Origin of the sequence: Xanthomonas massiliensis, from assembly GCF_900018785.1 — a bacterium.
Lineage (GTDB): Bacteria > Pseudomonadota > Gammaproteobacteria > Xanthomonadales > Xanthomonadaceae > Xanthomonas_B > Xanthomonas_B massiliensis.
On sequence record NZ_FCOY01000002.1, the window covers coordinates 245947 to 258948 of the forward strand.

Annotated in this window: 13 protein-coding genes; 2 read left to right on the forward strand and 11 right to left on the reverse strand. The window is 73.2% G+C overall.

The features are described from left to right. Window positions 1-211: 211 nt before the first annotated feature. On the forward strand, window positions 212-1009 hold the full coding sequence (locus BN3794_RS01070) for an undecaprenyl-diphosphate phosphatase (protein ID WP_066092031.1): 798 nt from the start codon (window positions 212-214) through the stop codon (window positions 1007-1009). 67 nt (window positions 1010-1076) lie between these two features. Beyond that, window positions 1077-1865: an META and DUF4377 domain-containing protein gene (locus BN3794_RS01075; RefSeq protein WP_066092034.1), complete on the forward strand. Its 789-nt coding sequence runs from the start codon at window positions 1077-1079 to the stop codon at window positions 1863-1865. 9 nt (window positions 1866-1874) lie between these two features. Here BN3794_RS01075 and BN3794_RS01080 read toward each other — a convergent pair whose 3' ends face one another. The 11 genes from BN3794_RS01080 to BN3794_RS01130 all read right to left on the reverse strand — a co-directional run bounded on the left by BN3794_RS01080 (window position 1875) and on the right by BN3794_RS01130 (window position 12831). Then, window positions 1875-2489 (reverse strand): YbhB/YbcL family Raf kinase inhibitor-like protein, encoded by a 615-nt coding sequence (locus BN3794_RS01080; protein ID WP_066092037.1) that lies wholly within the window; start codon window positions 2487-2489, stop codon window positions 1875-1877. Window positions 2490-2508: 19 nt separating this feature from the next. Beyond that, window positions 2509-4584: a tetratricopeptide repeat protein gene (locus tag BN3794_RS01085; protein ID WP_066092040.1), complete on the reverse strand. Its 2076-nt coding sequence runs from the start codon at window positions 4582-4584 to the stop codon at window positions 2509-2511. Between the two features lie 63 nt (window positions 4585-4647). After that, window positions 4648-5700, reverse strand: coding sequence for a YheT family hydrolase (locus tag BN3794_RS01090; RefSeq protein WP_078059499.1), 1053 nt, complete (start codon window positions 5698-5700; stop codon window positions 4648-4650). 14 nt (window positions 5701-5714) lie between these two features. After that, entirely contained in the window at window positions 5715-6512 is a 798-nt protein-coding gene (locus BN3794_RS01095) for a lysophospholipid acyltransferase family protein (RefSeq protein WP_066092043.1), read from the reverse strand. A 100-nt stretch (window positions 6513-6612) separates the two neighbouring features. Continuing rightward, window positions 6613-7035 carry a hotdog fold thioesterase gene (locus BN3794_RS01100; protein ID WP_066092046.1) on the reverse strand — a complete coding sequence of 141 codons (423 nt, stop codon included), beginning with the start codon at window positions 7033-7035 and terminating at the stop codon, window positions 6613-6615. A gap of 45 nt (window positions 7036-7080) precedes the next feature. Further along, complete coding sequence (locus BN3794_RS01105; RefSeq protein WP_066092049.1) at window positions 7081-9066, reverse strand: phospholipase D family protein; 1986 nt, start codon at window positions 9064-9066, stop codon at window positions 7081-7083. Further along, window positions 9063-9725 carry a YceI family protein gene (locus BN3794_RS01110; protein WP_236493116.1) on the reverse strand — a complete coding sequence of 221 codons (663 nt, stop codon included), beginning with the start codon at window positions 9723-9725 and terminating at the stop codon, window positions 9063-9065. The genes BN3794_RS01105 and BN3794_RS01110 overlap by 4 nt, the downstream gene beginning before the upstream one ends. Before the next feature lie 4 nt (window positions 9726-9729). Then, window positions 9730-10209: a SixA phosphatase family protein gene (locus BN3794_RS01115; RefSeq protein ID WP_066092052.1), complete on the reverse strand. Its 480-nt coding sequence runs from the start codon at window positions 10207-10209 to the stop codon at window positions 9730-9732. Between the two features lie 25 nt (window positions 10210-10234). Next, entirely contained in the window at window positions 10235-10867 is a 633-nt protein-coding gene (locus BN3794_RS01120; RefSeq protein ID WP_066092055.1) for a ParA family protein, read from the reverse strand. Window positions 10868-10941: 74 nt separating this feature from the next. Next, window positions 10942-11865 (reverse strand): hypothetical protein, encoded by a 924-nt coding sequence (locus tag BN3794_RS01125; RefSeq protein WP_066092058.1) that lies wholly within the window; start codon window positions 11863-11865, stop codon window positions 10942-10944. A 45-nt stretch (window positions 11866-11910) separates the two neighbouring features. After that, complete coding sequence (locus tag BN3794_RS01130; protein WP_066092061.1) at window positions 11911-12831, reverse strand: AEC family transporter; 921 nt, start codon at window positions 12829-12831, stop codon at window positions 11911-11913. Between the last annotated feature and the right edge of the window lie 171 nt (window positions 12832-13002).

The window sequence follows — 13002 nt, forward strand, 5'->3', positions numbered from 1 at the left end:
TCGGATGGGTCCGCGCCGATAGCAGCAAATGCCGTGCCATGTGGCAACCCGTTGAATCGCAAGGCCTTGCCCTGCGCACTGCGGCACGATTTGCACCAATAAAGGGATACATGAAGAGCATAGCACCACGATCGTGCAATGCACCCTGCGCGGCGGGGGCACGGTGCGGATGCTCTATGCTGGGCGCCCTTTTCCCGCCCGGATCGGCCCCATGTCCGACCTGCTTTCCGCCCTGCTGCTGGGCATCCTGGAAGGCCTCACCGAGTTCCTCCCCATCTCCAGCACCGGTCACCTGCTGATCGCCGAACACTGGCTCGGGCACCGTTCGGACTTCTTCAACATCGTCATCCAGGCCGGCGCGATCCTGGCGATCACCCTGGTCTACCGGCAGCGGCTGTGGGCCCTGGCCACCGGCCTGGACCAGCGCGCCAACCGCGACTACCTGGCCAAGCTGGTGGCCGCGTTCGCGGTGACCGCGGTGGTCGGCCTGCTGGTGCGCAAGGCCGGCTGGCAGCTGCCGGAGACGCTGCCGCCGGTGGCCTGGGCGCTGCTGATCGGCGGCGTGTGGATGCTGGTGGCCGAGCACTACGCCGAACGCCTGCCCGAGAGCACCACCGTGACCTGGAAGGTCGCCATCGCCGTCGGCCTGGCGCAGGTGGTGGCCGGCGTGTTCCCCGGCACCTCGCGCTCGGCGTCCACCATCTTCCTGGCGATGCTGCTGGGCCTGAGCAGCCGTTCGGCGGCGGCCGAGTTCTGCTTCCTGGTCGGCATCCCGACCATGTTCGCCGCCAGCGCCTACAGCTTCCTGGAGCTGTACATGCACGGCGGCATCGACCACGAGAACTGGCTGGACGTCGCCGTGGCCTTCGCCGCCGCCGTGGCCACCGGCGTGGTCGTGGTGAAGTGGCTGCTCGGCTTCATCAAGGGCCACACCTTCACCGTGTTCGCGATCTACCGCCTGGTGCTGGGCGCGGCCCTGCTGGCCTGGCTGCCGGCCGCCAGCGGCTGAGGCTCACCGCCGGTACAGATCCGGTGCATTATCCAGACGCCATCGATCCCGATCGCGGAGTCTGCGAATGAACCACCTGCCCGTCGTGACCCTGGCCCTGCTGTTGGCCGGCTGTGGCCACTCGCCGGCGGCGGCCGTGTCGCAGCCGGCGCCGGATCCGCAATGGCTGGGCCGCTACCACTGGCAGCTGCAACGGGCCGACGACGGCAGCGGCACGGCGATCGCCGAACTGGCCGTCCCCGATCCGTCGCGGCCACCGCAGCTGGACCTGGGCGCCGACGGCCGCCTGTCCGTCGGCAACACCTGCAACGGCATGAGCGCACGCTACACGGTCGAGGGGGCGCAGTTGCGCATCGGCGCGCTCGCCAGCACCCGCCGCGCCTGTGCGCCGGCGCTGATGGCGCTGGACGAGGCCCTGGCCACGCGGCTGCACGGCGCGCTGCAGGCCGCGGTGCAGATGGACGGCAGCACGCCGCTGCTGGTGCTGACCAGCGAGGGCGGCGATCGCCTGGAATTCCGCGGCCGGGTCAGCGATGCCGCGCGCTACGGCGATGCCGGCGAGACCGTGTTCCTGGAGGTCGCGGCAGCCACCGTGCCGTGCGTGCATGCGCCGCTGGCGGACGGACGCTGCCTGCAGGTGCGCGAGGTGCGCTACGACGCACGCGGCCTGAAGGCCGGCGAGCCCGGGCCCTGGCACGCCTTCGCCGACCCGATCCAGGGCTACGAACACGTCGCCGGCGTGCGCAACGTGCTGCGCCTCAAGCGCTACCGCATCGCCGAGCCGGCGGCCGGCGGCGCCGACGAGGCCTACGTGCTCGACATGGTGGTCGAGAGCGAGGACACCGGCGCGCGCTGAACGGCCGGCTCAGCCGGCCAGGGCGGGATTGAGCGTATAGGTGCCGTACGTGCTCGCCTCGGCCAGCACGTGGCCCTGCATGGCCCGCAGCACGTCGCCGGCGTCGAAGCGTGCCGGCAGGTCCAGGTGCGGCACGTCCAGCGCGAACAGGCGGAAGAAGTAGCGGTGCACGCGCCGGTCGTTGAACGGCGGGTACGGGCCGTCGTAGCCGAGGTAGTCGCCGGCCATCTGCGCATCGCCGGCGAACCAGCCGGTGTAGCCATTCAGGCCCTGGCGCGCGCCGGCCGGGCCGGACGGGGCCTGCTTGCCGCGGGCGCTGATGCCGTCGCTGCAGGCACCGGCGGCGATCTCGTGCACGCCGGCGGGGATGTCGGCCATCACCCAGTGGATGAAGTCGGTGCGCGGCTGCTCCACCGGGATCTGCACGTCCTCGCGGCCGACGGTCTCGGCCACGGTCGGCGCATCCGGGTCCACGCACAGCAGCACGAATGCGCGCGTGGCCGCGGGCGCATCGTCCCAGGCCAGGTGCGGATTGCGGTTGCCGCCGAACCCCTGCGGGGTGCCCATGGCGAACTCGGGGGGAATCGGCTGGCCGGGCTGGAAACTGTCGCTGTGGATGCGCATGGCGGACTCCTCGTTCGGATCAGGTTTCGGGATAGCCCAGCCGGCGTGCCACCGGCGTGAGCAGCGCGAAGGGCTCGGCCAGCAGGCCGGCATAGCGGCGCCAGTGGCCGGCCGGCAGCCGGCCCGGTTCCACCGGCAGCGCCGGGAAGGCCACGCCGAAGGCCTGCTGCAGGCGCGCGGCCAGCGCCTGCGGGTCGGCCTCGGTCTCGTCCATGCGCAGCAACTGGTGCGGGTACAGGTCCTGCGCGTGCAGGGTGGCCACCTGGCCCAGCACCGCGGCCAGCCAGGCCGCGGCCTGCAGCGGATCGGCCAGGGCCAGCGGCACCGGCGCGCCGGAGGCCAGCCAGTCCAGCAGCATGTCGCGCGGATCGCGCACGGCCAGCACCAGGCGTCCTTCGGGCAGGTACTGGCGCAACGCCGGCAACAGCGCGTTGTCCCACCACAGCAGCCAGTCGATGACGTTGCCGTCGTCGATCCCGCGCCCCGGCAGTGCCGCGCGCCAGGCGGCCACCAGCGACTGTGGCGTCAGCTCGCCGGCGGCCAGCCTGGCCAGGGTGTCGTAGCGCTGCAGCGGATCGGCCGGCGGCCGCGCGCCGATGCGGTCGCCGCGCAGGCGGGCGCTGGCGACGGCCAGCGCCGCCACCAGCCGCTCCACGTGCGCGCCGGGCGCTCCCCAGACCAGCAACGGCCGCGCGACGATGGCCGGGTCCACCGCCGCCAGCGGCGGCAGCTGCGCCGGGGGCGTGCCCAGCGGCGGCAGCGGCAGGCGCGCGCCGGCGATGCGGTGCTGGTGCGCCTGCCAGGTCGCCAGCGCATCGGCCGGCTGGCCGGCGCGGTCCTGCACCTGGCCCAGCCACGGCTGCAGTTCCTCCGCCACGCGCGCGCGCACGTCCTCCGGTGCGTCGTCGATGACCGCGCGCACGTGCGCGATGGCGGCCGGCGGGTCGCGCACCAGCAAGGCCTCGACGATGCGCTGCTCGGCACCGACGTGGCCCGGCTGGATGTCCACGATGTGGCGGGCCACGGCCTCGGCGCGATCGCCCTCGCCGGCCATGTCGTGCACCCGCAGCAGGGCCTCCAGCGCCGGCACGTGGCCGGGCATGGCCTCGGTCCAGCGCTGCACCACCGCATGTGCCTCCGGCCCGCCGACCGGCTCCAGCGCCAGCCGCGCCAGCCACAGGTCGTGGGCGTCGCCGCGCGTGGCCAGCGCCGCCTCCAGGGTGGCGCGGGCATCGTCGAGGGTCCCCAGCCGGCGCCAGGCACCCAGCGCCAGCTGCAGGCTGGCGCGATCGTCCGGGGCCCGCGCCAGCACGCGCTTGAGATGGGCGATGGCCAGCGCCGGCTGGCCGGCCTGCAGGGCGACGCCGCCGACCAGGCGCTGCACCGCCAGGTTGTCCTCGTCGAGGGCGAGCAGGGCCTGCGCCTCGGCCAGGGCCTCGTCCGCGCGTCCCTGCTCCAGCACGATGCGCGCCAGCAGCGCGCGCATCGGCGCCATCGCCGGGGCACGCTCGAGCAGGCGCCGGAACGCCTGCTCGGCGAAGGCCAGGTGGCCGTTGCGCAGGTAGGCGAAGGCGAGCGCGTGAAGTACCCGCGGGTCGTCGGGCAGCGCGCGCGCGGCCTGGCCCAGCAGTGCCAGCGCGCGCGGGGCGTCACCGCGCTGCAGGGCGACGATGCCTTCCACCAGCCATAGCTGCGGATCCTGTGGGCGTACGCGCGCGGCGGTCCGCGCCAGCTGCTCGGCCTGGTCGGTCTCGCCGCGCAGCAGGGCCAGGTGCGCGCGCACCAGGTAGGCCTCGAACTGGTTCGGGTCCAGCGCGTTGGCCCGGTCCAGCGCCTGCTCGGCCTGCACCGCCAGGTGCTGGGCGAGCAGCAGGCCGGCCTGCTGCAGGTGCAGCTCGGCGTCCTCCGGCGCCAGCGCCAGCGCGCGGCCGGTGGCGTCCAGCGCGGCCTCGTCCTCGCCCTGCTCCTGCAGGGCCACGCCCAGCCAGCGCCAGGCCTGGGCCGAATCCGGCACGTCGCGGGTCCAGCGGCGGGCCAGCTGCACCGCTTCCTCGGGCTCTGCGCCGCGCAGCGCGGCCAGGATCTGTTGCTGCATGTCGGACACGGCGGCTCGCACCAAAACCGGCATTGTAGCCGCGGCGCCGCAGCGTCTTCCGGTTCAGCCGGTGCCGAATGCCAGCCGCTGCGCCACCCAGCGCTCGGCGAAACCGTCGCCGCGGGTGTTCTCCAGGAAGCCGCAATGCCCGCCCCATTGCGCCACCTGCAGGTGCGCGTGCGCGGGCAGTTGCCAGGCGCGGAAGTCGCCGAAGGGGATCACCGGGTCGTCGTGCGCCATCAGGATCTCGGCCGGCACCTGCATCTGCGCCAGGCGCGCCCCGCCGATGGTGTAGCTGTCGAAATAGGCCTGCAGGCTGTCGTAGCCGGCGTGCTGCTCGGCCAGCCAGCCCATCAGCCCGCGCATGTCCAGCGCCAGGGTGGCGTCGTCGTAGGCGAAATGGTCCGGGAACAGCTGGCGCTTGCGGATCAGCGACTCGCGCCACTTGCGCTTGAAGTACCAGTTGTAGAAGTGCGCATCGTGTTCCATGTATTCCATGGTGGAGGCCGGATCCACCAGCGGGCACACCGCGGCCACCCGCTCCAGCGCCAGGCCGGCGGCCGGCGCGCGCAGCGCCAGGCGCAGGGCGAAGTTGCCGCCCAGCGAATAGCCGGCGGCCAGCAGCCGCGGCGCCGGGAAGCGGCGCTGCAGGTCCAGCGCGGCGTTGACCACCTCGTCGATGCGGTCGGAGTGGAACAGGTCGACGTTGAGGTGGTAGGTGCCGCCGTGGTCGCGGAAGTTGAGCCGGAATACCTGGTAGCCCAGTTCCAGCAGCCGCGCCGCCGTCATCAGCATGTAGTTCGATTCGCTGCTGCCTTCCCAGCCATGCAGCAGCAGCACGGTGCCGCGCGGCTCGCCGCGGCCGGCCGGCACGCTCAGCCAGCCCTGCAGGCGCACCCCGTCGCCGCCGTCGAGGATGTGGCTGCTGTGCGTGGCGCCGGTGGCCAGCAGGCGCTGCAGGCCCAGGCGATGGCGCAGCGGGCCGCTGCCCAGCACCGACTGCACGTGCGGATTGCGCAGCCACAGCGGCGGCTGGTACTCGGCGACGTCGGGCAGGGCCGGCGCTGCGGTCTCGCCCGGATCGAAGTGCAACCCGCCGGATTCGCCGCCATCCATCCGCTCGCCTCCCGTCAGGACTCCATCGCCGCCACGATGCGGGCGCGCGAGATGTCGGCGATGCGTCGCCGGCCTTCCACGTCGTGCGCACCGATGGGCTCGAGGAAATGGACCTCCGCCGGGCGCGGCGGATCGCCGAGCAGGCGCAGGAAGTTGCCGAAGAAGCTCTCGCCGGGGGCGAAGGCCACCTGCGTCTGCGCCTGGCCGTGCTCGCCGTAGCGCAGCGCCACCGGCTGCACCGGCGTGTCGGTGACGACCGCGGCCTGGAAGATGCGCGCATGGAACGGGCCGATCTCGGCACCGCCGCGGGTGCGCCCTTCCGGGAACACGCCGACCGAACGGCCGGACGCGAGCCGCCGCTCCATCTCCTGCATCACCCCGTCGAGCGAACGCGGGTCGCCGCGGCGGTGGTAGATGGTCTCGGCCTGCGAGGCCAGCCAGCCCACCAGCGGCCAGCCGGCGATCTCGGCCTTGGCCACGAAGCCCATCATGCGCTGGCTGTGCAGGGTGCAGATGTCGATCCAGCTGACGTGGTTGGCCACGAACATGGTGGTGCCCGCGTGCGGCGTGCCGAAGCGGCGCAGGCGGAAGCCGAACACCCGCATCAGCGCGCCCTGCCACCCGCGGATCATGCGATACGCCAGGGTTTCATCGCCCACCCTGATCGCGCCCAGCGGGGCGATGGCGATGCACAGCAGCACCGGCGGCAGGCCCAGCACGACCAGCAGCGCCAGCAACGGCACGCGGTACAGGTAGCGCAGCGCGCGCAGCGCGCCGTCGTCGCGGGCGACGGAAAGAGAGGACTGGCTCATTCGCACAAGGTACCGCAAGCCGCCGGGGAAGGCAGGCGGCTATTGTGCCGGCACGGCGCGGACGCCGCACGCGCGGTGCGCGTGGCCGAGGTGTGCCCGTTCAGCGCCGCGGCACCACGGCCAGGGTCAGGCGCGAGACGCATACCTTCCGCCCGGCCTCGTCCTCGATGAGGATGTCCCACACCTGGGTGGAGCGCCCCACGTGCACGGCGCGGGCGGTGCCGGTGACGGTGCCCTCGCGCATCGCGCGCAGGTGGTTGGCGTTGATCTCCAGGCCCACGCAGGCCTGGGTCTGCGGATCCACGCACAGCCAGCCGGCCATGCTGCCCAGGGTCTCGGCCAGCACCACCGAGGCGCCGCCGTGCAGCAGGCCGAACGGCTGGCGGGTGCGCTCGTCCACCGGCATCGTCGCCCGCACCCAGTCATCGCCGACCCCGGTGAACACGATGCCCAGGTGGCCGACCATGTTGCCCGCGGCATGGGCGTTGAGGAGCTCGACCGAAACGGGCTGGCGGAAAAGCATGGTCACCTCCGTGGAATGGCGGCAGTCTAGCCCAGCCGCACCGGCTCAGAGGATCGGTACCAGCCCGGCGCCGAAGGCGGTGAGCATGCGCACGAACAGCCATTTCGGCCCGACGTTGACCTCGGGGAAATCGCCCACCGGCTGGTAGCAGCGATAGAAGTCCGGGTCGCGGCGCGGCAGCGGCAACGGGCAGTCCGGGCCGGGCTGGAAGGCGTAGTCGGTGGCGTAGCGCCACGGCCACAGGTCCAGCACCGGCAACGACTCGGAGGCCTTGCCCAGGCTGTAGGTCAGGCCGCCGACCACCGGCGGCCTGACCCGCGGTGCGACGGTCCAGGCATTGGCCGGGGCGATGTCGCGGCGGATGCTGTCGGCGAGCAGGCGGGCGAAGTCGGGATCGTCGATGACCACCGCCGCCTCGGTGTTGTAGTTCTCGCTGCGTGGATCGAAGTTGTGCGTGCCGACCACGGCATAGCGCTCGTCCACCACCAGCGACTTGGCATGCAGGCCCATGCGCACGCCCTTGCCGGTCACCGGCAGCGGCCGCGCGCGGCGCGAGCCGGGCACGATGGCGCGGGTCTCGGTGCGCACCAGGTGGCGTTCGACCTCGCTGCCGGCGGCCAGGCGCTGCTGGCGCCGCGACAGCCGCCCGTGCGCGTTGCTGCCCGCGGCGCTGGCGCCGAGCAGGCCGCTGCCGCCGACGCCCGGCGGCGCCGGCAGGTCGACCGCGGCGGCCGGCGCCTGGGCCGGCGGCGGCAGCAGGTTGGCGTCGCTGACCGGCGGGTCCTGCGGGAACGGCTTGTACTCGAACAGGTCCAGGCCGAGCTCGCGCACGTTGCGGCGCTTGTACTTGTAGACCATGGCATAGACGATCGGGTTGTCCGTGGCCGCCAGGCTGTTGGTGGACACGATCACCCGCGGCGCCGGGGACTTGCGCCGCAGCGCGCGGAAGATCGCCTGCGCCGGGTCTGACAGCACCAGGTACGGCGTCTGCAGGATCACCTCGTGCTGCGCCCCGGCGATCAGGTCGTCCAGCTCCGGGCCGATCGGCGCCGCCTCGGCCGGCCGTTCGCGGCGATGCTTCTGCGGCAGGTCGGCGACGTAGCTGACCTGGCGCACCGGCAAGGCGGTGTCCACGAAGGCCTCGTCGATGTATTCCGGGTCGATCGCCTCCTCGGCCACGCGCTGCACCCGGTCCGGGCGCCGGAACAGCGCCGGCGGCATGGCCGGCACGCCCTGCGCCAGCAGCAGCTTGCCGACGTCGTTGAGCCGCTCCACCGGCACCGAGCGGTAGGCGTCCCAGAAGGCGTCAAAGTTCGCCGCCATCTGCCGCACCGCCGGCCCGGCCACCATCACGTCGCGGTCGCGGAAGTTGTACTCGCTGTCCCAGTCGTAGTAGTCGTCCTGGTAGTTGCGCCCGCCGACCATGCCGATGGCGTCGTCCACCACCAGCAGCTTGTTGTGCATGCGCTGGTTGAAGCGGCGGAAGCAGCACACCACGCTGGCGGCGTAGTCGAAGTAGTTGAGCCGGGCCTTGCCGAAGGTCGGGTTGTAGATGCGCAGCGAGAAGTTCTCGTGCACGCCGGCCAGCGCGGCGAGGATCTGCAGGTCCGGGATCGCCGAGAGCTGGTCGATCAGCACCCGCACCTTGACCCCGCGCCGCGCCGCGTCGAGCAGCGCGTCGATCACCATGCGCGCGCTGTCGTCGTGGTCGAAGATGTAGGTCTGCAGGTCGATGCTGCGGCTGGCGCTGCGGATCAGGTTGAGCCGGGCCACCAGCGACTGCTCGCCCTCGTCCACCAGGGTGGCGTAGTGGCGCGGCTGCTGCGGGGTGGATTCGGCGAAGGCGTCGCCGGCCAGCGCGCGCAGCGGCGAGGCCAGCGCGCAGTTGTCCGGCCGCGTGCACTCCACGCGCGCATCGCGCGCGGCCGCGGCGATGGCGGCGGCGCGCTCGTGCTGGATGGGGGTCAGGCTGGCGCAGCCGCCGGCCAGCAGCAGCACGGCCGGCAATGCCAGGCGCAGCCAGGACCTCACGGCGACGGCGCTCTGCCGTCCAGGCGCACGTGCATCTCCAGAACCACCCGATCTTTCAGCATCACGTCCCAGCCACCCATGCCATAACGGCCGCGCGAGAGCACCCCGCGGCCGACCACGTCGCAATCATAACCGGGGCGGTCGCAGCCGGCCGGCTGGATGGACAGGGTCTCCGGCAGCCGCGTTCCGCGCAGGCTCAGCTGGCCGGTGATGGCACCGCCGCTGGCCGACACCGACGATGGATAGGGATCGGAGTCGAATTCCACCAGCGGGAAGCGCGCCGCATCGAAGAACTGCGGCCCGCGCAGCCACTCGCTGTAGCGCGGGTGGTTGGGGATCTCGGCCTGGGCCGCGTACAGGCGCAGGTGGACGCGATGGCGCCCGTCCGCCTGCGGCTCCACCTCGCCTTCGAACCGCGGGAACGCACCGGCGATGCGCTGGCCCAGCAGGGTGCGGATCTGGAAGCCGATGCGCGAATGCACCGGATCGATCCGGCCCACGACCGCCGGGGCGTGCGCGTTGACCGCCGGCAGGGAGGACACCTGCGCGTCGGCAGGCATCGTGCCTGCCTGGCCGGCGCCGGCGCCGGCACCGGCCAGCAGTGCGGCCACCACGCCGGTGACGAACGCCGCGGCTGTCCGGCCACGCCGCCGGACCATCGCCTCAGGGCCACCAGAAGGCAGTCAGCCGCGCCACGCCCGGTTCGACGACGCCGGTCTGCGTCGGCAGCGCCAGTACCGCCACCGCGGCCGGCGGCATGCCGCGGTACTGGCTGGTGTGGCCGCTGTGCAGCAGCGCCGCCAGCCTTTCCAGGCCCGGGTTGTGGCCGATCACCAGCAGCCGCTCCACGTCCTCGTGTTCTTCGGCCAGCAGCGCCAGTACCCCGGCGCTGGCGTCGTAGATGCGCTCTTCCAGGCGCTGTTCGACGTAGCCGATCGTCGCCAGCACCGCTTCCATGGTCTCGCGCGTGCGCCTGGCCGGCGAGCACAGCACGCGATCCGGGACCAGGCGCTGGGCCTGCAGCCAGCGGCCGGCGGCCTCGGCCTCGGCGGCGCCGTGCGGGGACAGCGGCCGGTCCAGGTCGGCCTGGCCGACGTCGGCCGGTTCGGCATGGGCATGGCGCAGCAGGATCAGTTCACGCATGGCAGGCCTCCTCCGGCCGGATCGCTCAGGGCTGGTCCAGCCACTGCAGCAGCGGCGCCCAGTCCGCCTGGTGTTCGCGCACGTGCGCGGAGTGGTAGTCGAACAGGCTGCGCCCCAGGCCGGTCAGCACCACGTAGGCCTGGGTGTCGCGGATCGTCGCCACCACCGGGTAGGGCCAGCCGCGCAGCATCGCCAGCGCCTGCTGCGAGGTCTGCGTCCAGGGCTTGAAGCGGTTGAGCACCAGGCCCACCGGCAGGCGGCGCGCGTGCACGCGCGGCACCTCGGACAGGGAATTGAGGAAGCCGACGGTGGCGTCGATGTCCAGCGCCGACGGCATCACCGGCACCACCACCGCGTCGGCCTGGTCCAGCAGGTGGCGCAGGTCCTCGGCCATCGCCCCGGCGGGCGCGTCGATGACGAGGACCTCGGTGTCGTCGGGCACCTTGTCGCCGAGCTTGCGCTTGCGGCTCACGTCGATGGCCGCCACCGCCCCGTCCATGCCGGCGCGGCGTTCGGCCCAGCGCCGCGAGGATCCCTGCGGGTCGGCGTCGGCGATGACCGTGCGCCGGCCCGCCAGGGCCGCCTGCGCGGCCAGTTGCGTGGCCACGGTGGTCTTGCCGACACCGCCCTTGGAACCGGCCACCAGGATGGTCTTCATGCGTCCTCGCCTTCGGATCACCGGCCTGCAGCCTACACCGCGTCCTCGTTAGGAAACAGTCGCGACGGCGCCGGTCAGCCCCGTTCCGGCGGATGCCAGTCCCCGGGCGGCTCGTCGGCGATGCCATGCGTGCGCAGCAGGGCCTGCATCGCCGGGACCTCGCCGGCGTCCAGGTAGCTGTCCAGGTAGGCGGCCAGGGCCGGCGGATCCTGCTCGATGCGCCCGAGCAGGGGCACCGCCTGCTGCTGCAGCCAGCGCAGGCGGCGTGCGGCGGCGGCGTCCCCGCCCAGGCGCTGCTGGACGGCGGTGGCCAGCAGCGGCACGAGCAGGCTGGAGCCATCGGCGGCCATCAGCGCCAGGATCGCCCGGCAGTCCCCGCGCAGCGCCGGCGACTGCCGGCAGCCGCGGTCCAGCTCGACCAGCGGCGGCAGGCCCACCTCCATCAGCAGCGTGGCGGTGCGGTCGCGCTGCAGCGGGGTCCAGCCGGGCACGCCGTCCAGGCGCGCGCGCAGCAGCCGGCCGACGTCCAGGTAGCCGGGGTCGTAGCGGCCGGCCGCGGCGGCCGCGTCGAAGTGGCGGCGTGCCGCGGCCTGGTCGCCGCGTGCCTGCGCCAGCTGCCAGGCCTGCAGGTGGTTGGCCGCGTTGCCCGGGTCGTCGGCGACCAGTGTCTCGGCTGCCGCGGTCGTGTCGCAGCCGGCCCCGCAGACACGCAGCACCAGCCGCGCCACCAGCGGATCGTGCGGCGCCCGCGCCCACGCCGCAGACAAGCGCGCGTCCACCTGCCGTGACTGCGTACCGCTCGTCGCCGCCAGCAGCGCCGCCACGGCCTGGTCGCGGGCATCGCCGCCGGTGGCCAGCTGTTCGGCCCGCGCCGCCAATGCCTGGCGCCAGGCCTCGTGCGCCGGATCGATCGCGTCGCCGCCCCCTTCCTGCGCGCAGGCGCCGGCACACACCCACGCCGCCGCCAGCCACAGCCAGCGCCTCCATTTCCCCTGCATCGCCGTTCTCTCCCTGATCCGGTGCGGTTGCAGGGCGATCTTGCCTCATCCCCCGGCCAGGCGCGAGAGCAGCCACAGCCAGGCCGGCAACGTGGCCAGCGACAGCAGGATGCTGTAGCCGACCATGGCCGCGGCCAGCCGCGGCGCGAGGCGGTGGGCGATGGCCAGGGCGGCGGCGGTGATCATCGTCGGCATCGCCGATTCGAGCACGTTGACCTTGAACACGTCGCCGTGCAGGCCGAAGGCATACGACAGTGCCAGCGCCAGCGCCGGCAGCACGACCAGCTTCAGCGCCAGGCCCACGCCGAGCGGGCGCAGCTCGGCCAGCGGCAGGCGCAGCTGCAGCGACAGGCCGACCGAGAGCATCACCAGCGGCAGCATCATGTCGGCCAGGTTCTTCAGCGCGGTGCCGATCCAGTGCGGCGGTTGCGCCGGCATCAGCGTGGCGGCGAACACCAGCGCCCACAGCGGCGGGAAGCGCGCCACGCGCAACAGGACCTGGCGCCCGGTCGGCGGCACGTCGCCGCTGTAGCGGGCGAGCACGTAGATGCCGTAGGTGGACAGCATCAGGAAGGTGCCGAACTGGTCGTAGAGCACCGCGTAGGGCAAGGCGCCGTCGCCCAGCAGCGCGCGCACCATCGGGAAGCCGATGAAGCTGGAGTTGGTCAGCGCCACGCACATGATCAGCGCGGCGTGCTCGTCGCGGCGCAGGCGCAGCCAGCGCGTGGCCAGCGCGATCAGGCCGGTGGCCACCGCGCCGACGATCCACGGGGTGGCGATCAGGCCCGCCAGCGCGGCGTCCACGTGCAGGCGCGGCACGTAGGTCAGCACCGCCGCCGGCAGGCAGATGTACAGGACCAGGCGGTTGAGCACGTCGGCCGCGTTGTCCGGCAGCGCGCGGACGCGGGCGAACACCATGCCCAGGGCGAGCATGGCCAGGATCAGGGCGAAGGCTTCGAACGCCATTGCGGACGGATGCGGGGAGGGGCGTCAGGATCGCACGTTCGTGCGCCCGGTTCAGGACGCGCGCGTGCCCGGCGGCTACGTCACGATCGGCAAGGTGGCCGGCGGTCGGACGACCCGCCAGGCCGGCCATCCGCCCAGGCCGCGTCGCCTGGCCGGGGCCCGGCCGGCGTG